The sequence below is a fragment of the Vibrio sp. Vb1574 genome (assembly GCF_033338675.1).
Genome location: NZ_JAWOTC010000003.1, coordinates 156795 through 179671 on the forward strand (window position 1 = coordinate 156795; position 22877 = coordinate 179671).

The 22877-nt window shown below is 47.5% G+C and carries 20 protein-coding genes and 2 pseudogenes; 10 read left to right on the forward strand and 12 right to left on the reverse strand.

The features are described 5' to 3' along the window. Window positions 1-2: 2 nt before the first annotated feature. The 3 genes from R7O12_RS03730 to R7O12_RS03740 all read right to left on the reverse strand — a co-directional run bounded on the left by R7O12_RS03730 (window position 3) and on the right by R7O12_RS03740 (window position 3817). Complete coding sequence (locus R7O12_RS03730) at window positions 3-1721, reverse strand: efflux RND transporter periplasmic adaptor subunit (RefSeq protein WP_318125630.1); 1719 nt, start codon at window positions 1719-1721, stop codon at window positions 3-5. Between the two features lie 146 nt (window positions 1722-1867). Further along, on the reverse strand, window positions 1868-3259 hold the full coding sequence (locus tag R7O12_RS03735) for a TolC family protein (RefSeq protein ID WP_269334226.1): 1392 nt from the start codon (window positions 3257-3259) through the stop codon (window positions 1868-1870). A 135-nt stretch (window positions 3260-3394) separates the two neighbouring features. Next, window positions 3395-3817, reverse strand: a complete 423-nt coding sequence (locus R7O12_RS03740; RefSeq protein ID WP_262659554.1) for a hypothetical protein — start codon at window positions 3815-3817, stop codon at window positions 3395-3397. Between the two features lie 315 nt (window positions 3818-4132). On the opposite strand from R7O12_RS03740, the gene fdhF reads away from it, so the two are divergent. Both fdhF and R7O12_RS03750 read left to right on the forward strand, forming a co-directional pair. Continuing rightward, complete coding sequence (gene fdhF / locus R7O12_RS03745; protein ID WP_318125631.1) at window positions 4133-8371, forward strand: formate dehydrogenase subunit alpha; 4239 nt, start codon at window positions 4133-4135, stop codon at window positions 8369-8371. Between the two features lie 370 nt (window positions 8372-8741). After that, a complete protein-coding gene (locus R7O12_RS03750; RefSeq protein ID WP_017635234.1) occupies window positions 8742-9113 on the forward strand; it encodes a hypothetical protein in 372 nt (123 codons plus the stop codon). A gap of 109 nt (window positions 9114-9222) precedes the next feature. Here the strand turns inward: R7O12_RS03750 and R7O12_RS03755 are convergent, their stop codons facing one another. The 4 genes and pseudogenes from R7O12_RS03755 to R7O12_RS03770 form a co-directional block, all read right to left on the reverse strand. Beyond that, window positions 9223-10320, reverse strand: coding sequence for an ABC transporter permease (locus tag R7O12_RS03755; protein WP_053303790.1), 1098 nt, complete (start codon window positions 10318-10320; stop codon window positions 9223-9225). Continuing rightward, window positions 10320-11246, reverse strand: a complete 927-nt coding sequence (locus R7O12_RS03760) for an ABC transporter ATP-binding protein (RefSeq protein ID WP_203345636.1) — start codon at window positions 11244-11246, stop codon at window positions 10320-10322. The genes R7O12_RS03755 and R7O12_RS03760 overlap by 1 nt, the downstream gene beginning before the upstream one ends. Before the next feature lie 4 nt (window positions 11247-11250). Next, complete coding sequence (locus R7O12_RS03765; protein ID WP_372587974.1) at window positions 11251-12201, reverse strand: HlyD family secretion protein; 951 nt, start codon at window positions 12199-12201, stop codon at window positions 11251-11253. A 207-nt stretch (window positions 12202-12408) separates the two neighbouring features. After that, a pseudogene (locus R7O12_RS03770) lies at window positions 12409-12612 on the reverse strand (PhzF family phenazine biosynthesis protein); the annotation flags it as partial. A 452-nt stretch (window positions 12613-13064) separates the two neighbouring features. Here R7O12_RS03770 and R7O12_RS03775 point away from each other — a divergent pair. The 5 genes from R7O12_RS03775 (at window position 13065) to R7O12_RS03795 (ending at window position 16529) form a co-directional block, all read left to right on the forward strand. Next, the gene (locus R7O12_RS03775) at window positions 13065-13913 is read left to right on the forward strand and encodes a recombinase family protein (RefSeq protein ID WP_318125632.1); all 849 of its coding nucleotides are present in this window, start codon (window positions 13065-13067) and stop codon (window positions 13911-13913) included. 188 nt (window positions 13914-14101) lie between these two features. Further along, window positions 14102-14701 carry a hypothetical protein gene (locus R7O12_RS03780; protein ID WP_318125633.1) on the forward strand — a complete coding sequence of 200 codons (600 nt, stop codon included), beginning with the start codon at window positions 14102-14104 and terminating at the stop codon, window positions 14699-14701. A gap of 30 nt (window positions 14702-14731) precedes the next feature. Next, complete coding sequence (locus tag R7O12_RS03785) at window positions 14732-15064, forward strand: hypothetical protein (RefSeq protein ID WP_318125634.1); 333 nt, start codon at window positions 14732-14734, stop codon at window positions 15062-15064. A gap of 9 nt (window positions 15065-15073) precedes the next feature. Beyond that, window positions 15074-15388, forward strand: coding sequence for a hypothetical protein (locus tag R7O12_RS03790; protein WP_318125635.1), 315 nt, complete (start codon window positions 15074-15076; stop codon window positions 15386-15388). Window positions 15389-15545: 157 nt separating this feature from the next. Beyond that, on the forward strand, window positions 15546-16529 hold the full coding sequence (locus R7O12_RS03795) for a hypothetical protein (RefSeq protein ID WP_318125636.1): 984 nt from the start codon (window positions 15546-15548) through the stop codon (window positions 16527-16529). A gap of 49 nt (window positions 16530-16578) precedes the next feature. Here R7O12_RS03795 and R7O12_RS03800 read toward each other — a convergent pair whose 3' ends face one another. The 3 genes and pseudogenes from R7O12_RS03800 to R7O12_RS03810 form a co-directional block, all read right to left on the reverse strand. Continuing rightward, complete coding sequence (locus R7O12_RS03800) at window positions 16579-16779, reverse strand: hypothetical protein (protein ID WP_318125637.1); 201 nt, start codon at window positions 16777-16779, stop codon at window positions 16579-16581. 3 nt (window positions 16780-16782) lie between these two features. After that, the gene (locus R7O12_RS03805) at window positions 16783-18288 is read right to left on the reverse strand and encodes a recombinase family protein (RefSeq protein ID WP_318125638.1); all 1506 of its coding nucleotides are present in this window, start codon (window positions 18286-18288) and stop codon (window positions 16783-16785) included. A 50-nt stretch (window positions 18289-18338) separates the two neighbouring features. Next, a pseudogene (locus R7O12_RS03810) lies at window positions 18339-18932 on the reverse strand (PhzF family phenazine biosynthesis protein); the annotation flags it as partial. Window positions 18933-19119: 187 nt separating this feature from the next. On the opposite strand from R7O12_RS03810, the gene R7O12_RS03815 reads away from it, so the two are divergent. Together R7O12_RS03815 and R7O12_RS03820 are read left to right on the forward strand one after the other, a co-directional pair. Continuing rightward, window positions 19120-19653: a YbhB/YbcL family Raf kinase inhibitor-like protein gene (locus R7O12_RS03815; protein ID WP_005375444.1), complete on the forward strand. Its 534-nt coding sequence runs from the start codon at window positions 19120-19122 to the stop codon at window positions 19651-19653. Between the two features lie 19 nt (window positions 19654-19672). Beyond that, window positions 19673-20452 carry a helix-turn-helix domain-containing protein gene (locus R7O12_RS03820; protein WP_203345638.1) on the forward strand — a complete coding sequence of 260 codons (780 nt, stop codon included), beginning with the start codon at window positions 19673-19675 and terminating at the stop codon, window positions 20450-20452. A 36-nt stretch (window positions 20453-20488) separates the two neighbouring features. On the opposite strand, the gene arsB is transcribed toward R7O12_RS03820, so the two are convergent. Both arsB and R7O12_RS03830 read right to left on the reverse strand, forming a co-directional pair. After that, window positions 20489-21544 (reverse strand): ACR3 family arsenite efflux transporter, encoded by a 1056-nt coding sequence (arsB, locus tag R7O12_RS03825; protein WP_203345639.1) that lies wholly within the window; start codon window positions 21542-21544, stop codon window positions 20489-20491. A gap of 85 nt (window positions 21545-21629) precedes the next feature. Continuing rightward, window positions 21630-21971: an ArsR/SmtB family transcription factor gene (locus R7O12_RS03830; RefSeq protein WP_009706198.1), complete on the reverse strand. Its 342-nt coding sequence runs from the start codon at window positions 21969-21971 to the stop codon at window positions 21630-21632. A 270-nt stretch (window positions 21972-22241) separates the two neighbouring features. Here R7O12_RS03830 and R7O12_RS03835 point away from each other — a divergent pair, with 270 nt between their 5' ends. Continuing rightward, a complete protein-coding gene (locus R7O12_RS03835) occupies window positions 22242-22826 on the forward strand; it encodes an NAD(P)H-dependent oxidoreductase (RefSeq protein WP_017635228.1) in 585 nt (194 codons plus the stop codon). Window positions 22827-22877: the final 51 nt, after the last annotated feature.

Consider the following 22877-nt stretch of genomic DNA (forward strand, 5'->3'; position numbering starts at 1 on the left):
AATTAACCCTCGACGGCTGCTGTTGCAGGAACTAGCTGTTTAAGAACGTAGTCAGAACCTTGTTTTTCAACTAGAAATCGAACTTTCTGTCCTTCTTCAAAACCCGATAGATCAACATCTTCACCCACAGAGAAGTTCATCTCGCCAGCATCCCAGTTCCATTCTGCAACCGGTAGGTGGTTTAAGGTGATCATGCCAAAATCAGCCATCAGCATCGTGATGTCACCAGTTAGCCAAACTTCTGCTGCAATGACGCTGTTGTCTGCCCTATAGTCAACGATTTGGTACTGACCGGACTCCGTCTTTTGCATTTCAAATTCGATAGCCTGACCTTTTTTCAAGTCACCCATCTCAACGCCATCTGCAAAAGTGAAGTTCATTACCATGCCCGGCCAATCCCATTCTGGTACAGGCTGGTGGTTGATGGTCAGCATGCGGTGATCTTTCATTACGTCTGTGATCTCACCTTTGGCCCATGCTGTTTCCGCCGCTGCTTCTACACCATTGATGCGAGACAGATCCGCCGACTGGCTTGATTCAGAGTCGAGCATGAAGTGAGATGAAGTAACGATCTTGTCGCCTTTTTTAAGTCCTTGTAATACTTCGATTTGTTCGCCAGCTTCGCGGCCAACTTCAATTCGAGCAGAACGGTATTTGCCATCACCTTCCGCCAGAACAACGCGAGTCATACCGCCAGAGCGGATAACAGATGATTTAGGAATCGTTAATACTGCGTCGTCAGTGACAGGCTGCAAGGCAATATTGGCGAACATGTTTGGCTTCAATGCGCCATCTGGGTTAGGGAATTTAAGGCGCACACGCAACGTACGTGTTTTCGGATCAAGGATTGGGTACACGTAATCGACAACACCTTGCCATTCATTGCCCGGAATCGCGTCAAGGGTCATCGTGGCTTGAGAACCCGCTTTCATCCAGTGCGCTTGACGCTCAAAGACTTCTGCATCAACCCAAACATTGTCCAAAGGACCTGCACTGATCACCGCTTGAGCAGGGGATAAATAGCCACCTTCACGCACGTTTAAGCTCGCGATAACGCCATCAGCAGGCGCTTTGATTTCAATGGTTTGCGATGCTTTACCGCTACGAGTAATGGATTTGATTTGAGCGCGGTCAACCCCAAGCGTTACCAAGCGTTCGGTCGCGCCTTTTACAAGACCTTTGCGGCCAGTGCGGTACGCATTTAGCAATTCTTCTTGTGCTTTAACCAGTTCAGGAGAGTAGAGCGTGAAAAGCACATCGCCTTTCTTCACTTTCTCACCGACGGCATTGATGTAGAGTTTTTCTACCCAACCCGCCACACGAACGTTGGTTTGCCATAACAGACTTTCATCAAAGGCAATATAGCCAACCGTTTCGATGCGTGGTGATAGCTGTTGTAGTGTCGCGTTTGCGGTTTTAACCCCGAGGTTGTTCTCTACTGAAGGGTCAATAGTCACTGTACCCGGTGCGTCTTGTTCACCGGATAGGTCTTCTGCGTAAACAGGAATCAAATCCATGCCCATTGGGGACTTACCCGGCTTGTCGCGTTTGTAATTCGGATCCATTGGGGCAACCCAGTAAAGCGGATCATTAGAGCTTGCAGCAGATTCGCCACCCATCGCACTCATGTCGTGAGTCGAGCCCGTAAGAAAATGATTAGCACCAAACCCTAAAGCACCACCAACAATCAGCGCGATGGTTGCAATTTTTAATGTTTTCATTGTTTTACCTTATTTTCCCCTTCACATTTGACGCTACAGCGTTGTTACCTACTCTCGTTCGCCCAAATCACATAGAGGATCTATGCTCATGGGATTCTCTCGTTTGCCGCCTAGCTGTAGCCCCAACTGTCTTGGGGAATCACAAATTAATATGTCGAAATAGAGCGAGCTTCCGGTGAAGCCACTTGATAGTCGAAACCACCGAGTAGGGTGGCTAAATTGCTGTTTGCGATGTTGAGATCGGTCAGCAGACGTTGTTGCTCTAATTGCAGAGCCAACTCGTCAGTCGTGGCAGAAATCACATCGTTAAACTGAGCTGTGTTGTTTTGATAACCCCGCTCAACGGCTTGAATGCGCGCTTTCGCTTGAGGCAATAAGGTGGATTGATAACGTTCTAAGCGTTGGGTTAAGTTGCCGCGATCAACCAGCAAAGTGTTCACCTTGGCATTCATCTGCGTTAGTAAGGTGTCTTTTTGCGATTGTGCCGCGCCAACTTGGTATTGAGCGGCCGCGAGATTGCGATCTTGGCGGTCACCCGTAAACAACGGAATGTCCATGGTGAGGTAAGCGCTGACCAAGTCTGATGCGGGTTCACCCATCATGTTGTCGGCTTGGCGGTAGGCGTACATTACTTCGACGCCAAACTGCGGGTTGTAGGCTTGCTCAGCAATTTCCACCTGAGTTTTATTGGCAGAAATGCTGACGTCGGCCATCTTAACCATCGGGTGTTGGCTGAGTTGCTGATAATGCTTGGTGGAACCCTGACTGGCGGCAAGTTTGCTGTTCAGTGTGTCCCAATTAAGTTGATTGCTCGCATGCAGGGCCTGTTCATTCGCCAACCAATCTGACCCCAACCATTCGGAGAGTTGAGAGATAAGACGACGTTGCATTTGTGCATTGGCCTGCAGTTTCTCATCCAACTTGCTGACTTGAAGTTGGGCGTTAAGCAGATCTTGCGCTTCGCTCTTACCAATCGAGTAGTTGGTTTGAATAAAGCTTTCCATCTCCTTCATCAACTTGCGGTTCTCAAGCATGATTTGCTCAGCGCGTTGCTGGTAACCAAGTTCTAACCAAAGTTGAGTCATGCTGTTGGCTACCTCAAGCTCACGAGCATGCACTTGAATCCCAAGGCCGTCAGCTTGTTGGTTGGCTTTCTTCTGTTGCAAATCAAGGGTAGAGCCACGCTCAAACTGTTGCATTAAACCAACGGAGATGTTGGTCATTGGGTCTTCATCGAATTTGAAGCTGTCGACAGGCAAGCCACCAAAACCCACTTTCAGTTTTGGGTCCATCAAGGTCGCGCTCGCGACGCCCGTTTCACGCATGGCAGCAGATTGCGCTGAGTATTGCTTACGATTGCCATCGTTACTCAAAGCGACGTTGATCAGTTGGGCAAGCTTGGTCGTCGAAGCTCGCTCACTTGATGCGGAATTTTGTGCTGCGTGCGTCTCTTTACCAGCGGCGTTAACCAAGGTTGGTGCAGCGACCAGAGCCACCATAAAAATAGGTGCAGCTAAGCGGTATGGTTTGATATCCATAATCTAAATCCAGTGTTCGCCGGATCGATGGAGGTGCGGATTTTATTGCGGGAACAGTAAAGCCTTGTTACCTCATCGTTCAGGCGCATTAAAACAACCTGCGATAGATGTGCAGGGTCGAATGCTAGGACGGATTTAGGCTATAGGAGGTCGGTACAGGTCGCGGCCGACGTGTACGACTGGGGAAGCAACTTCAGGAGTAATAGTTGCGCGATAGACGACGGGCATTGGGCTATTGATAGGATTCGGTAGGGGGACGAAAACTATCGTACACGCGGCAGTACAGCAGGTATGAACCATGCCGGAGCCTCCACCACAGTTCATGCTGGTTTCTCTTGCATCGCCATCTTCGGACATAGAAGCGTCAGTCATGGATACGTCCATCATGCCAGGCATACCGCAGTGTTCGCTGTCACTCATCATCGAAGGATGGTGAGCCATGCCAGTAGACATCATTTGAATATTCATCAACGGCTCACTGTTCGCCACACTAGATACCAATAGCACTAGCGTCGTGAAAAGAGTTAACCAGATTGTATGCAGCGATTTTAAGTGCATACCCTTTCCCATGTGTTTGATGAAAATGATGAAAACCCTTCGATTCTAAAGGTTAACCTAAGGGTAAGGTCAATCATTTATTACTCTTATTATCAAAATAGTCCAACCCTACAGTTTTCGCACTTTCGAGGGAGTAAAACGTTTGTTAAACACCGAGTGTTGAAAGTTAGCGAAAGAAGCCCTCGCTTTTTATGACACGTGAAAAATGTGGTTTATAAGTTTTACATCACACTAACTTGTCTTACAAATGATTATCCTTATAGAATGCATGGTTTTACTTGTGCAGATTTGGATTTGCTTTGCTGCGGGGGTTGCATGATAGAAATTGTCATCGATGGAAAATATAGAATTGTAGAAGAGGGTCTAACCCTTTTAGAAGCAGCAAAAGTGTGTGGGGTCGAGATCCCATCGCTGTGCGGAATGAACAAAAGTAATGAAAAAGTACCGTGTGACTTGTGTGTAGTTGAAGTCGAAAGTGGCGGTACTAAGCGTGCGTGTGAAATCGAAGTTTACCGCGGCCTTAATGTGGTCACGCAATCAGAACAATTAAGCGAGCACCGCAGAAAAGCACTCAACCGCATCATGACGGACCATTACGCCGATTGTGAAGCGCCATGTAAAACCGCGTGTCCAGCGGGCGTTGATATCCAATCGTACCTTTATCACATCGCACAGAACGATCATCAAAAAGCGATTGAAGTGATTAAGCGTACGCTCCCTATGCCGTTATCGATTGGCCGCGTGTGCCCAGCATTTTGTGAAAGTGAATGTCGCCGTTCGTTAGTCGATGAGCCTATTGCAATTCGCCAGCTAAAACGTCATGCCGCGGATGCGGATTTGTCTGCGCATGAAGCCTATTTACCAGAAAAGAAACCAAGCAAAGGTTTGAACATTGCCGTCGTCGGCAGTGGTCCTGGTGGTCTAACGGCTGGCTACTACCTATCGAACGAAGGCTATGACGTTACGGTCTTTGAATCCATGCCAAAAGCGGGCGGTTGGTTGCGTTATGGCATTCCTGAATACCGTTTGCCAAAAGACATTCTCGATAAAGAAATCGAACTGATGTGCCGTAATGGTATGCAAGTTCACACTAATCAAAAGCTGGGTGTGGATTTCACGCTTTCTCAATTGAGCGAAGAATACGATGCGGTGTGTTTAGCTGTCGGCGCGTCTCAAGCGGTTGAAATGCATTACACAGGCAGTGACCTTGAAGGTTGCTACTTAGGTGTTGATTACCTCAAAGATTACGTGACTGAGCAAAATTACGTCACGGGTCAGAAAGTCGCGGTGATCGGTGGTGGTAACACGGCAATTGACTGTGCTCGTACTGCGCGTCGTGCTGGTGCCGACACCACGTTGATTTACCGTCGTACCCGTGACGAAATGCCGGCAGAAGACTACGAGATTGTCGAAGCGGAACACGAAGGGGTGAAATTCCACTTCTTGACCAACCCTGCAGAAAACCTTGCCGATGAAACCGGACGCGTGAATGCGATTCGTCTAGAGCGCATGGCGTTGGGTGAGCCGGATGCATCTGGTCGTCGAAGCCCAAAACCAACCGGCGAGTTCTTTACCGAAGAGTTCGACACCGTGATTGCGGCAGTATCGCAAAAGCCAGATCTGAGCTTCCTCGAAGGCGAAGATTTGTCGATTCCGCTTACGCGTTGGAACACCTCTGATGCCGATGAAAAGACCATGCACACCGGCACGGGCAATATCTTCAGTATTGGTGATTTCCGCCGTGGTCCAGCAACGGCAGTTGAAGCGGTGGGTGATGGCCGCGTTGCGGCAAAAGCGATTGACCTGTTTTTGAATGGTGATATGGCGGATATGCCAAAGGCAGCGTTCAACTCGCGTAAAGAGAAGAAGCTCTCTCAAGTCGATCCGCTTCACTTCGAGAACATCCAGAAAGTCGCTCGCTCTATCATGCCTGAGCTGACTCCAGCACAACGCGAGCAAAGCTTCGCTGAAGTGGAGTTGGGCTTTGATAACGAAGAAGCGATGAAGGAAGCGGCGCGCTGCCTTGAATGTGGCTGTCAGGCAAATACCGATTGTGCGCTGCGTGATTACTCCACCGAATATGAAGCTGAGCAAAGCTTTGACTTCTCCTTACAGATTAAATCGCATCAAGATTGGTTAGATCTTCGTGCGAAAGACTTGCGTCATAAGTACGAAGTTGACCGTAGCTCTGAGTTTATTGAGTTTGATGCCAACCGCTGTATTAGCTGTGGTCAGTGTATCCAAGCGTGTCGTGACAAAGCCGTGCACGGCGTACTGAACTTTGTGTGCGACAAACAAGGTCGTCCTGCATTACGTCCTGACGACCGTCCACACTTTGGAAGTAACAAGAATGGCTTAACCCTAATGGGCGATTCGAACTGCGTGCAATGTGGCGCGTGCGTTCAAGTGTGTCCAACGGGCGCGATGGTCGATAGTCGCGACCGCTCACAGGGTCGTACTGAAGATCTGAAAGCGGTCGACACCATTTGTACGTACTGTGGTGTGGGTTGTAAGTTGACTATGTTCGTGGACGAAGCAACCAATACGATTCGTTACGTGAAGGGCGGTGACTCGCCAGTGAACCAAGGCATGCTGTGTGTGAAAGGGCGCTTTGGTTTTGATTTCATCGGCAGTGAAGAGCGTCTTACCACGCCTTTGATTCGTAAAGACGGTTGGTTGCAGCCTGCAAGTTGGGAAGAGGCGATTCAACTGATTGCGAGCAAGTTCTCTGGCATCAAGCAAGATTTTGGCAGCAACGCATTGGCGGGTTTCTCTTCAGCGAAAACCACCAACGAAGACAACTACGCGTTCCAAAAATTTGTCCGTCGTGAACTAGGCACCAATAACGTCGATCATTGTGCGCGCTTGTGTCACGCATCGAGTGTAACCGGTCTTGAGGCATCACTCGGTAGTGGTGCAATGACCAACGACATTCCAAGCATTAAGCACTCTGATGTGATCTTTATTATTGGTTCGGATACCACATCGGCGCACCCGATTATCGCTTCACACATCAAACAAGCAATTCGTCACCACGGCGCTCGCTTGATTGTGGCTGACCCGAAACGTGTCGATATGGCAGAGCATGCTGAGTTGTACATGGCGCACCGTCCGGGTACAGATGTGATGCTTTTAAATGGCGTCATGCAGCAGATCATCAAGAACGGTTGGTACGATCAAGAGTACATTGAAGAACGTGTCGACGGCTTTGATACCTTGTTGCAAGAGGTGATGTCGCCAGCTTACAACCTCGATAAAGTGGAGTTGGTTACGGGTGTTAAAGCCGAAGACATTCAAGCAATGGCGCGCATGATCGGTACGGCAGATCGTACAGCTGTGTACTACTCGATGGGTATTACTCAGCACACGACAGGTCATGACAACGTGCGTTCTATCGCTAACCTGCAATTACTGTGTGGCAACATCGGTATTGAAGGTGGTGGTATCAATCCGCTGCGTGGTCAATCAAACGTGCAAGGCGCGTGTGATATGGGGGCTTTGCCAAACAGTTTCCCAGGCTACCAAAAGGTATACAACCCAATTGTGCGTCAGAAGTTTGCGATTGAATGGAATGCGCCAAATCTGCCTTCTGAGCAAGGTCTAACCCTGACAGAAATCATTGATGCGGCTTGCCATCGTGACGTTCGTGGTATGTACATCATGGGTGAGAACCCAGTGTTGAGTGACCCGAACCAAGCGCATGTGATTGAAGGTTTAGAAGCACTCGACTTCTTGGTTGTTCAAGACATCTTCCTAACGGAGACTGCGCAATACGCGGATGTGGTTCTGCCTTCTTGCTCGTTTGCAGAGAAAGCGGGTCACTTCACCAATACAGAACGTCGTGTACAGCGTGTGAATCCGGTTGTCACGGCACCGGGTGAAGCGAAAGAAGATTGGTGGATTATTCAAGAAATTGCCAATGCCATGGGCAGTGATTGGGATTACCACTGCGTGTCTGATATCACCAATGAAATCGCACGAGTGACACCTCAATACGCGGGTCTTCGTTGGGATGCCATTACGCCAAACGGTGTGCAATGGCCTAGCAACAAGAACAACCCTGCGGGTACTCGCATCATGCACCAAACCCAGTTTACTCGTGGTAAAGGGCAGATGGTGGGTGTACCGTTCCGTTATACGGCTGAGCTGCCAGATGAAGAGTACCCACTTGTGTTAACGACGGGTCGCGTACTTGAGCAGTTCCACACTGGCACCATGACGCGCAAAACCAAAGGGTTGGATAATCTTGCTGGCCCACGAGCGATGGTGAGCGTGGAAGACGCAGAAGCACTTGGCATCAGTAATGGTCAGCGTCTGACGGTGTCTACACGTCGTGGCAGCATTGAGATTGATGCCTTTGTGACTAAGCGGATTCAAAGAGGTGTGGTGTTCATTCCTTTCCACTTTGTTGAATCGCCAGTCAACCGCCTAACGACAATGGCAACTGACCCGCATGCGAAGATCCCTGAGTTCAAGGTCGCTGCGGTTAAAGTGGAAGTGAGCGAGAAAACAACGCAGACAGAGTCTCTCGAAGATAGTTACCAACACGTTTAAATTCGGTGAGTCGCGTTGTTGTGGTCACTGACAATTTGAGCCTAGTTGATGGGCGGATAATCTAATCTTGATTTCCGCTCTCACTACATTCACTCGGATTGTCTTTTTCTTCAAACTCCTTTTACTTTTCTGTTATCACCGCGCTCCGGTTAGTTTTCCCTTCTTACTTCTTACTTCTTACTGTCTCTATGGCGTATTTTTGTTCAAGCCCATGATGAGAGTGCAATAAAGTTTGTTGTTGAGCTTGTCATAGAATTGACTGTCTCTGACTGTCCTCTGTTATTTGGGCAAGTTCTATAACCTAAACTTTGCTCGCTTCCTATACTGAATTAACGAAGCAAGATTTTTATAACAACAAGAGGAAGCTTGTATGACAAGAACAACCTCATTTGCACTCGTTTTATTACTTATGTGCGCATACTTTGGTTACAACCGTTATTATTTATACCCCCAGCAGTTGGAAACACAGGCGAAGTCCATGCTAATACAAATGGCAAATCGCGAAGAGTGGGTCGATGTGTTTGAGATGATGAATCGCGTAGACGCGCATAAGGGCCATTTGGAACTTGTTGCTGACGTGACATCCTCTGATGGTCAGCGTGCGTACAGTGAAGGTATTATCACGTACACGGATCGCGAAGGCGTTGTCTGTAAACAGGTAGTGTTCAACTTTAAAATAAACTCTTTGAAAAACTACAATATTTCCGATTTACGAGATTGTTCCTACGGTGAGTACTATTAATATTGTCTGAGAGTTGAGCTCGATAGCACAGTGTATGAATACAGAAACAAAAAATAGCCCTTCGTTGGGGCTATTTTTGTTTTTAAGGAATGAACGTAATATCGTGGAATTAGTCGAGTGATTTTTTGAAGCGAAATGAAGCGACAATAAGGCCGATAACGGTGAATCCAAGTAACCAAACTGTATCTCGCCATAGCTCTATTAGGTCTGCACCACGCAGCACCACACCACGAATAATTCGCATAAAGTGGGTGGCAGGCAGCGCTTCGGATATCCATTGTGCCGCGATGGGCATTCCTTCATAAGGGAACATAAATCCGGACAGAAGAATCGATGGCAAAAGAATAAACACCGTCATCTGCATTGCTTGAAGCTGCGTCGTCGCAATGGTGGATATCACCAAACCTAAGGTTAAACTCGCGGCGATAAACAGCAGCGTACCAAACAGTATCTGACTAATGGCGCCGTTTATCGGCACACCAAATATCCAGTGCCCCAAGCCTAAAATGATAAACACCTGTATCAGACCAACAAAGATGTAAGGGATGATCTTCGCCACCATGAGTTCTATGGAGTGGATTGGCGTAGTAATCAGTAACTCTAAATTGCCACGCTCCCGTTCTCGAACAATGGCTGCACTGGTGAACAAGATCATCGTCATGGTTAGAATCACGCCCAACAAACCAGGGACAATGTTCACCGCTGAGCGCCGACTCGGGTTGTAATACAGCGCAACTTCAAAGGTTTTGGTTGGAGCAGGACGTATCTCAAAATCAAAATCCGTTAACGGCATGGTTTGTAGCGAGAGAATCGCAGAACTGATCATGGTGTCTGAACCATCCACAATCCACTGGCCAAGTTCTCGACCTTGCACCATACGTTGGGTTAAGTCGCTAGGTAGAATTAAAGCCGCTCGCACCAAACCGTCTTGAATGGCTTGTTCGGCTTCTGAAGCGGTAGCAAAGGTTTCAACCACATCGACCACTTGCGTTACTTTAACGGACTCGGTAATCACGCGCCCGGCGGTACTGCCACTTTGATCAACGACACCAACGGGAATATTGCGAATATCGGTATTAATAGCGAAGCCGAACAGCAGAAGCTGAATTAGCGGGATCATCACGACCATGCCAAAGGTAATGCGGTCACGTGAAAGCTGACGGATCTCTTTGATCATTACCGCTTTCATACGGGCAATAGATTTCATCATTGGCGACCTTCTCCCGTCACGCTGACAAACACATCTTCCAAGCTAGGACGAGCAATGTTCATCTCGCAGCCCTCAAGCTCTGGAAAGGTTTGGGTTAACCATTCGATCGGTTGTTCGATGTGCTGGTGGATCAAAATGCGTAAGCGAATGCCGAGCTGTGCGGCTGAGCGTACCTCTTCACGCTGAATGACTTTCTCTTTGAGCTCGCGTAAGTTATCCGCTTTGACTTCGACGATGTTAACGCCCATTTGCGCCATGAGTTCTTCTGGCTCACCATCGGCGCGGATTTCCCCGGCTTCCATAATAGCCAGACGATGACAGCGCTCTGCTTCGTCCATGTAGTGCGTTGTGACCAAAATCGTGGTGCCTTGGTCAGAGAGATCAAACAATTGCTCCCAGAAATCGCGTCGGTTCTCTGGGTCAACCGCAGATGTGGGTTCATCGAGAAACAACAGTTCTGGTTTGTGCATGGTCGCTGCGGCGAGAGACAAGCGTTGTTTCTGGCCGCCACTCATTCCGCCGACGCGCTGTTTACGCAACTGGTCGAGACCGTAGGTGGATAGTTGTTCTTCGATGCGAGCTTTTAGGGCCTTGGTTTCCATACCAAAGATTTGTCCAATAAACTCAAGATTCTCTTGAACCGTCAGATCATCATAAAGCGAGAACTTTTGCGTCATGTAGCCAATCTTGAGGCGCAGAAGCTCAGATTGTTTTGGGATCTCTAGCCCGAGTACATCGACATTGCCTTCGCTTGGGCTAAGTAAGCCAGTTAACACACGAATAGTTGTCGATTTGCCACAGCCGTTAGGACCAAGAAAACCATAAATACTGCCTTTGGGCACATTAAGCGTGATGTTGTTGATGGCGGTGAAGTCACCAAACTTCTTCACCACATTTTCAGCTTGAATCACGTATTCGGTCATTGGCTTACTCCACCAAATCCACTTGCGCTGGAATACCCGAAGGCAAGGATTGTGCGGAGTCTTGTAGGTCGACTTCTGCTAGGTACATCAAACGCGAGCGTTCTTCCTCGGTGAGCGCGAAATAAGGCGTGAATGAAGGTTCAGTCGCTACCCAACGAACGGTGCCACTATATGGTTGCTCAACGCCATCTACATGCACGTTAACCGTTTTACCCGGCACAAAGTTGACTCGATAATTGGCAGGAACATAAACACGGGCGTATGGGACGCGGCTCGCTTGAATTACTGCAACAATGCCATTGACAGGAACGCGTTCACCAAGGTTAAACGGTAGGTTATCTAACAAGCCATCTCGCGTGGCCGTGATGGTGAGTTCTGCCAGTTTCTGTTCTTGTAGTGCTACATCGGCTTTTGCAGCCATGAGTGCGGCTTTCGCTTGTTCAATATCTTCAGGACGAGAGCCAGCGGTCAGTTTGCTGAACTCTTCTTGTGAGGAGTCTAGCTCTGCACGGGCAGAATCTCTGGCTGCTAAAGCGGTGTCTTTCTCTGATTGGCTGATGAGTTTTTTACGAACTAACTCCGCTTTACGTTGGTAGTTCTTTTGCGCTTCAACCAATTGAGCTTCCGCTCTGGCAACACGTGCTTGCGCTGCGGCAATGTCTTCTGGTCGCTCACCATTGGTCAATTTCAAAAGATAAGCGTCAGCCTTGGCTTGTTCGGCTACGGCGTGAGCTAAAACGGCTTCTTGGTTCTTTGTATCGAGCTGAACCAGCACTTCTCCTTCGGTGACTTGGCTGCCTTCCTTAATGGGTAGGGCACGAATTATCTCGCTAGAGGTAGCAGTAAAGGTTACGCGGTCACGTTCCAGTGTGCCAAGGGCTTGCTGTCCGTCATCTTTGGAACAGGCAGTTAAAAGAGTCAGGGCTAGGGTGCCAAGAATGATTCGCTTCATCATGCGACGCTTCCTCTAAGAAGGTGAACTCGAATTCGTATCAAGCTATAGAAGAGTGTGGGACTGCATTCAGTGTAACGTGAGTCAGTTTTGTCCGGCTAGGAAGTTAATTCCTTCAATATTCATCAATTGATTAATTATTGAAGCTGGCTTGATCCTGCGGAAGCCGTGCTTTACTTGGCTCTTTTAAGTTGATTACATGAATATCATTTAAACAAAAATCTTGCGTTTCATGTAGAGCACGCCGTCGCCAGATACTCTTACTTGTTCGCCAGTAACTTCACAGTGCAAAATGCCTCCGCGCTGAGAAGCTTGGTAAGCGACCAGTGATGTTTTGCCTAACGCTTCTGCCCAGAACGGTGCTAACCCAGCGTGAATCGAGCCAGTTACGGGGTCTTCGTCACCACCATTTGCAGAACAAACAAGAGAGTATCTTTGTTGTATTTCGTCCTCCTAACAATGTACACAGTTCAAAAACGGGTTAGGGATGTGCGATACCTTCCGTGGTTGGGCGCGGAGTGAGTTCCCCCTATGCTGCCCTTGAAGCTGAGAGAATCCGTCTCTGTGTGGTTCAGCCAACAAAGGACAAACCGATTAGTCTAATAGGCATTAGACTTTTCTTAATTAGCACGTGCTTATAAAAGTCTGTCGCGCGACAGACTGAGCCAAAGCTGTGTAACTACCGGAGATATACAGAGACAGAGGGCGTGAGAGTTGTGCAGCTACAGGTGTGACAGTGTGCAAGTATGGTTAGCATCTAACTGATACGCCTAAACTGTATCAATAATGTGTCAGTTAGGTGTTGACTTCTCGATACTGACACACTACATTACTGACACATCAACCAAACTGACACAGGCAATACGATGAAACACACAATGTACTCACCTAAGCAAATGACCTCTCTCTCTGAGTGTCTAGAAGCGATACAGGCTATTGAGACACACATCGACAACTACAAGAAGGCTGACCATGTGCGCTTTCGTAATGGTGAACACTGCACAGTGAGCAAGGCTGCACAGAAGATGATAGACCGTCTTAATGCTCGTGCTGATGAGCTATGCCCTGATGAGGAGGAATACACCGCACCTACTGATAACTCAATTGATGTGGGATATGTCCGTACCTCTACAGACAAGCAAAGCATTGCAGGTCAGGTGGAGAGTATCAAAGAGATGTGCCCTCACGTTGAGCTGTACACTGATGAGGGTGTGTCAGGTACTGTGCCAGTGCAGGAGCGTGAGCAACTACCACAACTGCTAGCCAAGCTACGCAAGGGTGACAGACTGTGGGTATGGTGGATTGACCGTCTAGGTCGTAACAGCGAAGAGATTGAAATGGTAGTGCGTGACCTGCTGCACCGTGGTGTGACTATCCGCACTGTCAACCAAGGTATGACGTTTTCACCATTCACGGGTGATGCCATGCGTGACCTTGTACAGAAAACCCAACTACTGATGATAACTGCAATGGCGGAGGCAGAACGTATGAACCGACTACAATCGGCTGAGGATGGACGTAGAGCTATGCGTAATGGTGCTAAGTCCAAGAAAGGTCTTACATGGTCTGAGGCTTTTAAAGGTCGCAAGGCTGACACTGATAAGCATAAGCGCATTATGGAGCTACTAGGGCAGGGCATGAGCATTCGTGCTGTAGCTAAGGAGGTTGGCTGTAGTACTACTACTGTGCAGACAGTGAAGAAACAACATAGTTAATCAATACAGTCGGGCGGTCATACAGCCGCCCTCCCTCCTAGCGGCAATTCTAGGCAAAGCTGCAAGCGGTGATTTAAAACTCTCCACCCTTGAACGACACCATACTCACCCCTCTTATCTCTCATTCTGACTTGCTACAGGTATAGGGACAACTTACTACGGTTGTCACTGAATATAGGAGTACCTGCATGCGAGTAAATACTGGCGGTCTGACTGCCATCCCCAAACCTATCAAAGCTAAGAAGTATCGTGGCAAGCGTGTCCTTGATGATGAACTCAAGGAGCAGATACGAAAGTGTCTCGATGTTTGCATGAATCAAAAAGATGACCATGTGATTCGTAAGAAGTCGAAGCGTCCGTCTATCGCTCCTCGGTACACCATGAGGCAGCTTGCAAAATACAGTGGTCTGAGTCTGGGACTAGTGGAGCGGCTACTTGATGGAAGTAGTTGCCATTGGTCTTGGTTGCGTGAGGAAGGCTATCGCCCTAAGCCGTGGTTGCTGAGGTGTTCACAGCATGGCACTCAACGGCACTTGATGAAGGTAGGGTATGCGGAGCTTGACTGGCGATATGAGCAGCGAGCTGTGACGAAGAAGGAATGGAAGGAAAGCAAAAAACGGCTACGTGACGCACTACGGCCTTTGCTCGGCTTGAAGGACACCAAAGGCGTCACCTATCGCACTGTGTTGTGTAAGGCATACATGAGCATTCAACCGTGGTCGCTTGAGCGGCTTGCTGAAGGGCAGAAGCGGATTGAGAAAAAGAAGCGTAAAGGTAAACGGGTTTAACGTGGCTGTGTGCCATACAGGAGTTATTTGATGGGTAAGAAAAACAAATCTAAGAAAACTAATGAGACTGGTGCAGGTACGCAGTCAGATATGGACAAGCTGCACGGTCTAGTCACTCGTGTGCTTATCAAGCAGATTGAGGAGGGCATAGCTGAGGCGGAGCAATCTGATGATGCTGACGATAACTACACGTTGTGCGTTGATGCGAAGGCGTTGGATAACGCTCTCAAGCATCTTCGAGCAGGTAAGGTAGTCCACAAGGAGAATGAGGATGAGGAATCCAAGGAGCAAGAAAACACCCTTGAGGAAATAAAGCGTACTCAAGCAATCAAGGTCGGCAGGGCTTCGAAGACTCGTAACTAAGGGGGCTGTATGGCTAAGGGTATCAAACTGGATTGCTATGGAGGTAAGAAGCGCACGTATCTCACACCTAACCGGATGCACATGAAGCAGTTCAAGCAACAGAAGTACGTCAACGTATCAGCCTGTAACTTCAAGGAGTGGCTACGTGCACAGGGGTTTAACCCTAGCGGAGTAACTAGAGGTTGGACTGCCGCAATGCTGAGGGAGGCTAGACGGTCAGGTCTGGTGAAGTACAAAACAACCACCTTCCCCTGTGGCATGAAGCAATACAGACACCACCAAAAGCAGCTTGCACAGTTCATCTTTGATTACTACCAGAGGTGAGCCTGTGTAGCTCAAGTAGTGACACAGAAATAGAAGATATAGCACTACACCATATGATAAAACATAGGTACTGCGAACCCTTATGGCGTAAGGGCTGAGCGGGTGTCTGTGACGTCATTGTGTAGGTAAACTAACCATAGGTCAGAGGATGTTGAAAATGACTAGAAAGAAACGGGTGCAGTGTAAGACTGTAGGGTGTAAGAACGGTGCGAAGATTGCGAACTATGGCTACTGCGGCAACTGTAGAAATGACACTATGAGATTCAAGAAAACTCGTGTGTTCCGTTGGTTGTTCGACCAGTGCCGTAGTGCTAAGAGTCTTGTAGGTCTTGAAGGTATTGATGCGAAGGCGTTGTGTGAACTTGACGACATGCTGCGTATACGTTCATTGCTATCAGGCTATGAGATATCAGGTGGAGAGGTGAAGCAAAGGCGGAAGATGCACATTTGTCACCTTGCCGCTAAGAGATACCGTGATGAGAATGGGGTGTTGTGGTTTGGCTCACATCATCCGGCTAACCTACTCATTGGGTTTGGTACACCTAATCAGCAAGCAGGGAATCGCCCCTACACTGCACCGGATGGGAAAGTGATTCACCCTTGGCGCAAGGCTGATAAGGAGATGACTCGTGATGTGAAATGGTCGGATATTGTCAAAGCGATTGATGTAGATGCGGTGACGCAATTCCTAGCCAGTAAACCTGCTATGTATCAGACCAAATCGCTGAGCGTAAAACAGAGTTACATCCTTGCTGAGTGTGGTGTACTAGATATCGGGCTTGGTGCTGAACTTGAACGCATCAAGCATTGGCATTCACAGCCAGAAGTACATGAGCACATTGACCTGATACAGAAAGACCTACGGGGACTAGATGGTTTCTGTGGTAGTTACCAAACAGAGATATTCGAGACAGTGAAGGAGGTGCGCTCTCGTATCAGGCGCAAGGAGATAACCAAGCTGCAAGGTGCGAAGTTAATCGACCAGAAAGGAGAGGAGCTGTACCGTCAAGGTGTCATTGATGAGAATGCGATTGCGTGGGATGTGATATGGGGCAAATGGGATACGCTCTACGACAAACTAAGAGACTTAGCACTTGAGACTGATATCCCGTATGACAAGGAGCATGCGATAGCAGCGTAAGAGACTAGACAGATATTCGTTATGAGTGAGTATCTGTCTGTTTTCTTGACTACCAGTCCTGCAAAGTACGGAGGTGCATCATATCAAGTCGCGCCTCCTGCGACTCCTCATGCTTGGCGCGATACTCAGCCTTGAGGCGTTCACGCTCTGCTTTAGGCATTTGATACCACTGGGCAACACTTACGCCATATTTAGCGGCTCGACGTTCACGCTTGAGGCGGGCGTTGTGTTTGTTCTTGTACTTACTCATAAGTCACACCTTGTTATTAAGAAAGTCTGATACTTCGGAATCTGTGAAAAACAGCTCATCTTGCAGAACCCACACTCTTGCATTCCAGTGCAGATACACATCCCCGTTATCAAAGATGAAGTTAACCTTTTTGTCTTCCATTAAGCGCAAGAGCTGACGACGATAGTCTGAGTTATCCTGATTCTTGCACCAGTGTTCAAGCAGAGAAAGGGCGTCAGTCTGTGGTCGTTCTAGCTGCTGAATCTCAAGAGCAAGAGATTCGGCTTGTTGGGTACATGAGGTTAATTTGCTCTCTATGGACTGGTAACGGTCTCTGAGGGCTTGAGTGTAACTAAGGTCGGCTATTGCATCGGCAAGCCCCTCAAGAGCGATTCTGTGTTGTTGCTGTTGTTCTTCATTCTCGGCAAGCGACTTGCGAAGATGAGAGAGCTTAGCTGTGTAGTCATTGGGGTTAGTGCCGATAGTATCAGTTGCCCAAAGACCGAAAGCGGCTTCTAGTTCATCCACCTTGTAGTTCTTGCAACCGAAAGGACAACCTGACTTACCCTTGCGAGTACCGGAGCAAATAAGGCGTCTTAGTCCTCTAGGTCTCGTGATGTTCATTGACTTGCCACAACTACAACGGGCTATCGAAGCAATGAAGAGATTAACCGACTCAAGTCTATTAGCTCTACGTCCTGTGCCTTTACGTTTAAGGGCTTGTACTGCATTGAAATCTGACTCTTGGATGATAGGAGGATAGACACCTTGATAACCTTTCCATTCACCTAGCACAAGGCGGTCACCTAGCTGAGTACTGACGTTAGCAGATGTCCATTCCGTCTTACCTTGGCGGTACATACCTCTCCCATTTAGGAGGTTAGCAATGGCAGTCACCCCTTGCCCGTCAAGATAGAGAGCAAATAGCTCTTGAATCACCTTGGCGTGACAGTTTGTCGAGTAGTGCTCTTGACCTTCTACATACTCAAGCCAGTGAGGGAGGTGACGATAGTTGACAGGAATACCCTGTCTCATTAGCTCGTCACGACGAGCAAAGGATTCCTTGATACGTCTTGATTTGGTTGCGCTCTCTTCATTGGCTCTGCCTATCTTCATCAAGATACCAAACATAGTGGGGAGGTCGTTAAGACTGTCGGCTGTGAAGAGGTTGTTGTCTTCCAGTGTGTAGACATGTGCGCCAGTAGCAAAGATGCGCTGTAAGAGAGCTAGTGCTGTCATTAGCTGCTGACGGGTTAGGCGGTCAAACCCCTCTACTAGCAAGAGACTATTTGATGACAGCTTACCTGTTTCTAGGTCTTCGATGAATTGACCTAATGACCCTGTAGCTATGTGCTCTGCACTGTAAGCGGATTTACCTGCGTCTATAGGTAAGTAAACTACAGAATGACCGTGAATGTGCTCCCAGTGAGATGCTAATGAATCTTGGCGGTCGAAAGAGTCACCTTCGCTTTGAGACTCTTTGCTGTAACGGATGTAGGAATATATCTGTGAGTACTGAGTGAAGTCCATTGACTACTGCCTTACTGCAACTGTTGCGGATATGCAGATATGTTATCAGCATTTGCAGGCCAAAAGTAACGCGATACAAAGTCTTGTTGATCACCTTTCGCGGTAACGACCACATCGTAAGGAGCGAGTGTCTTGAGGTGCTCTGAACGGTATTGAACCTCAAGTACCTCCTGCTGGTTGCCGACCACCACGAAATACGCTTGAGGGCTAAGCAGTACGCGTTCCACATCGCAACTTAGGCCATCAATCAATGCCGAGGGAATATCAGAAACGGCTTTTGGAGGACGAGCAGGGAACGTCATCTCGATCTTACCTTGCGCATTCTTCTCTACGGTGAGGGTCCCTACTTCCAGAGTATGAAATTCAATCGTGCCATTAATGCCAAACTCATCAAACAGAACTAACGAAGAGGCCAGTGTTGCGTGTCCACAGAAATCGATTTCAGTAATCGGAGAGAACCAACGAATCTCATATTGGTTTGCGCCAATGGACTTTAGGAAAGCCGTCTCTGATAAGTTGTTTTCTGTCGCGATATTTTGCATCAATTCTGGGGTTAGCCATTCCTCTAACGGTATCACCGCTGCTGAGTTGCCTTTGAATTGCGTATCGGTGAAGGCGTCCACCACGTAGATATCCAATTCCATTTTCCTTCCTTGTTCCGTGAGCGATTAATTAGCATAAACCAAGTGCAATTAAGAGAGTAAGAAATTTGTGTTAGAATCTTAAAGTGTCAAAATTATAGATTATTTTGTGTTTTTTGATACTTACTGACAAGAATTCGGACTGCTGGGTACTTACACTAGTGTTGAATTCATTGAAAGGAAGAAAAACATGAAAGCGATCTACAAATCAGTTTTGGCATTGAGTGTTTTTGCGGTCGGTTCTGCCCATGCATTTGAACTCGTGAGTAGAGATATTCAAGAAGGCCACCCGATGGCGAAGACATTTGAATACTCTGGTTGGGGATGTGATGGCGGGAATCAATCACCACAATTGATGTGGAAAGAAGCTCCAAAGGGCACAAAAAGTTTTGCGATCACCGTGTATGACCCCGATGCGCCAACAGGCAGTGGTTTTTGGCATTGGATAGCGTTTAATATTCCATCCACCGTTAGCGAGCTGCCTCGAGGCATTGATATGAACAAGTTAGGCGGCAAAGAATCTCGTATTGACTACGGCACAACGGGGTTCGGCGGCGCGTGTCCTCCAAAGAATGATGGGATGCATCGTTACCAGTTTACGGTGTGGGCATTGCCAACTGAAGAACTGAATTTGGATGAAAACACGCCACCAGCCATTGTAGGGTTTACTTTGAATAGTGTTGCTTTGGGTAAAGCGACATTAACCACGACTTACACGCGATAATTGAATATAAGGGGAGAGAATGGGTCACCAATATCAGGTTACGCTGTTTCGTGCGGAGCAGCAGCAGAAGCTTCGTAATGTCAGGATTCACTCCCCAAGCATTATTCAGATTGTTAAGGGGAGTAAACATCTTTTCTGGAAAGACGAAGTACTCGACATCCATCATCCAAATATCATGCTTTGTGAAGCAAATGCATCCCTAAATTTTGAAAATCTTCCTCTACAAGGGCGATTTCTTTCTCGAATGTTCAGTTTTCACTGTGTGCCTAGCGATGAAATGTTGGAGCTAAGCATGAGCAACGCATTAGGAAACTATGTACCCGTTGTTGAGACAGATAAAGCATTGCAAGCGACGTTAAATGCTTTGTTTTCGTTTGAGCGGGAAAGCTTAAGTGAAGCGACACAACGCTATTGGATTATGGGCCTATATCAGCAGCTAGCTGAGAGAGGGTTATTGCATCGGTTGTTCTCGAGTTCACATATCTCCTTTAGTCAGAAACTTAGTCGTTACTTATCGCGCTCTCCAGGGGAGGAGCATCCATTAGATATGGTCGCGGGGCACTTTGCTATGAGCCGAGCAACATTGATACGAAAACTGAAACAAGAAGGTACTCAGTATCGTGAAGTATTGGCAGAAGTGCGCTTAAATCACGCACTTTACTTGATGCAAAATGGCTCGTATAACGTTGCGCTGCTAGCACAGTTGTGTGGTTATCAGTCAGAGGGGCGTTTTAGCCAACGCTTTAAAAGTAAGTTCGGCCTAACGCCCAGCGAGTATATTAAAACGGTAGTGAGTTAATGTTTTACCGCTTTTGTATTTTTTGTGCTTTTTAGGTTAGCCATAATATTTGGCCTTCATTCGCAATGCTACATTCACCAAAGCAATCAACACAGGCACTTCGATCAGCGGGCCAATGACACCAGCAAAAGCTTGGTCTGAGTTTAGGCCAAACACCGCGATAGAAACCGCAATTGCCAATTCAAAGTTGTTGCCTGTTGCCGTGAAAGCAATCGACGCGTTTTTGTCGTAGTCAATGCCCATTTTCTTACCAACGAGGAAGCTGACAAAGAACATCAACACAAAGTAGATAGCCAGTGGAATTGCTACACGGAATACATCCATTGGCAGTTCAAGAATCATTTCACCTTTCAAGCTGAACATCAGCACGATGGTCGCAAGCAGGGCGATAAGCGTAATTGGTGAAATGCGTGGGATGAACACGTCGTTGTACCATTGTTCACCTTTCGCAGCGACCAGCCATTTGCGGCTTAGGAAGCCCGCTAGGAATGGGATACCAAGGTAAATCAGAACGCTTTCCGCGATGTCCATCATCGAGATATCAACCACGAAACCTTCGTAGCCAAAGACTGGTGGCAACACAGTGATGAACAACCATGCCATCACACTGTAAGTCACGATTTGGAAAGCGCTGTTTAGTGCAACTAGGGCTGCGCCGTATTCTTTGTTACCACCACCGATATCGTTCCATACCAATACCATCGCAATACAACGAGCAAGACCGATCAGAATGATACCGACCATGTAACCCGGATGATCACCTAGGAAAGTCAATGCAAGGATGAACATCAAAATAGGGCCGACAATCCAGTTCATGACCAAAGACAGCGTGATTGCTTTTTTATCTTTCGTCACTGTGCCTAGCAGGTTGTAGTTCACCTTTGCGAGTGGCGGGTACATCATCAAAATCAAACCAATCGCTAGCGGTACGTTTGTGCTACCAACTGACATTGACTCGTTCCACTCAGCAACTTGAGGGAATGCTGCGCCAATACCTACACCGATTGCCATTGCAACAAAAATCCACACCGTTAGGTAACGGTCCAAGAAGCTCATTTTGTCGCTGGCACTATTTAAAACTTGAGTAGTCATAGTGTTCTCTTATTCGTTTATCGTCGAAAGGCGATAGTTAAAGGTATAGTTTATCTCTGCACGCCTGACCAGCGTGCAAAGGGAATTAATCAAATAACTTGGAAAATCCTAGATTGAACTGATCAAACGCGTCGCGTTGAATGCGGTAACACACCTTAGGTGGGTTTGGCTCGGCGCTGATAAAGCCAGCTTGCTTTAGAATGCGCAAGTGCTCGGAAACAGTAGATTGCGCAAGACCCAGTTCAGAAACCAAATCGCTGTTCAAACAACCGCCCATGGTATCGAGAGTGTGCAGGATATGCAGAATGCGCAAACGTGCTGGATGTGACAAAGCTTTTGCTTGTGCTGCTAGAGTTTGTTCTTTCTCGAGCTGTTGTTGTGTTGTCTGAAAAACAACTTCGCACGTGTCGTTGCACTTATCACTCATTCGCTGGCCTTAATAGTTAATCGTCGAATTGCGATAAAGTGTACGCCTGCTCTGTAGAAGATGCAACAACTCGATGAAAAAATTAATCGGGAAATAACGATGAATAAAAAGTTGAAAAAATATATCTTTTAAAAACAGTGATATAGTAAAAAATCAAGTAGGTTACTAAAAGTTAACTAATTGCACTATATTTCTAGGTTACCATAATAAACCACATCCGACGCACAATGGTTATTGCGTCATCTTGTGAACTTATTTAAAGGTAATCCCATGAGCAACGTACTGATCATCAACGCACACGAACCATCACCATACTCAGAAGGTCGTTTAAACGCTTCTCTTGTCGACAAAGCACAGACGCTTCTGCAAGCAAAAGGCCATGAGGTTCGCGTTGTGACAATGCAAGATGAGATCAACGTAGATGAGCAACTCGCACACTTTGAATGGGCTGATCGCGTGATCATCCAAAGCCCAATCAACTGGATGTCTGTGCCTTGGTCATTCAAAAAATACATGGACGACGTGTTTACTGCGGGTATGGGCGGCGCACTATGTGCATTCGATGGCCGTAGCGCAGAAGAACCAAAGAAAAACTATGGTACAGGCGGCACTCAAACCAACAGCAAATACATGCTGTCACTGACATTCAACGCGCCAGAAGAATCGTTTGATGATGAGAGCGAATACCTATTCCAAGGTAAAGGCGTGGACGATTTGATGTTCCACATGCACGCTAACTTCCGCTTCTTTGGTATGTCAGCACTGCCTACATTCGCTTGTTACGACGTGATGAAGAACGCAGATATCGAAAACGATTTTGTTCGTTTCGAAGCTCACATTAACGAAAACTTCTAATCCTTTTAGAAAGATAGTGCGAACTGAATGATGAATTGAGATGGACTGCTG

Coding starts and splice junctions, on each gene's coding strand:
- fdhF (WP_318125631.1), top strand. CDS start 4,133: ATGATAGAAATTGTCATCGATGGAAAATATAGAATTGTAGAAGAGGGT.
- R7O12_RS03730 (WP_318125630.1), bottom strand. CDS start 1,721: ATGAAAACATTAAAAATTGCAACCATCGCGCTGATTGTTGGTGGTGCT.
- R7O12_RS03795 (WP_318125636.1), top strand. CDS start 15,546: ATGACTAGAAAGAAACGGGTGCAGTGTAAGACTGTAGGGTGTAAGAAC.
- R7O12_RS03755 (WP_053303790.1), bottom strand. CDS start 10,320: ATGAAATCTATTGCCCGTATGAAAGCGGTAATGATCAAAGAGATCCGT.
- R7O12_RS03740 (WP_262659554.1), bottom strand. CDS start 3,817: ATGCACTTAAAATCGCTGCATACAATCTGGTTAACTCTTTTCACGACG.
- arsB (WP_203345639.1), bottom strand. CDS start 21,544: ATGACTACTCAAGTTTTAAATAGTGCCAGCGACAAAATGAGCTTCTTG.
- R7O12_RS03775 (WP_318125632.1), top strand. CDS start 13,065: ATGAAACACACAATGTACTCACCTAAGCAAATGACCTCTCTCTCTGAG.
- R7O12_RS03815 (WP_005375444.1), top strand. CDS start 19,120: ATGAAAGCGATCTACAAATCAGTTTTGGCATTGAGTGTTTTTGCGGTC.
- R7O12_RS03735 (WP_269334226.1), bottom strand. CDS start 3,259: ATGGATATCAAACCATACCGCTTAGCTGCACCTATTTTTATGGTGGCT.
- R7O12_RS03805 (WP_318125638.1), bottom strand. CDS start 18,288: ATGGACTTCACTCAGTACTCACAGATATATTCCTACATCCGTTACAGC.
- R7O12_RS03785 (WP_318125634.1), top strand. CDS start 14,732: ATGGGTAAGAAAAACAAATCTAAGAAAACTAATGAGACTGGTGCAGGT.
- R7O12_RS03765 (WP_372587974.1), bottom strand. CDS start 12,201: ATGATGAAGCGAATCATTCTTGGCACCCTAGCCCTGACTCTTTTAACT.
- R7O12_RS03780 (WP_318125633.1), top strand. CDS start 14,102: ATGCGAGTAAATACTGGCGGTCTGACTGCCATCCCCAAACCTATCAAA.
- R7O12_RS03760 (WP_203345636.1), bottom strand. CDS start 11,246: ATGACCGAATACGTGATTCAAGCTGAAAATGTGGTGAAGAAGTTTGGT.
- R7O12_RS03750 (WP_017635234.1), top strand. CDS start 8,742: ATGACAAGAACAACCTCATTTGCACTCGTTTTATTACTTATGTGCGCA.
- R7O12_RS03800 (WP_318125637.1), bottom strand. CDS start 16,779: ATGAGTAAGTACAAGAACAAACACAACGCCCGCCTCAAGCGTGAACGT.
- R7O12_RS03830 (WP_009706198.1), bottom strand. CDS start 21,971: ATGAGTGATAAGTGCAACGACACGTGCGAAGTTGTTTTTCAGACAACA.
- R7O12_RS03820 (WP_203345638.1), top strand. CDS start 19,673: ATGGGTCACCAATATCAGGTTACGCTGTTTCGTGCGGAGCAGCAGCAG.
- R7O12_RS03835 (WP_017635228.1), top strand. CDS start 22,242: ATGAGCAACGTACTGATCATCAACGCACACGAACCATCACCATACTCA.
- R7O12_RS03790 (WP_318125635.1), top strand. CDS start 15,074: ATGGCTAAGGGTATCAAACTGGATTGCTATGGAGGTAAGAAGCGCACG.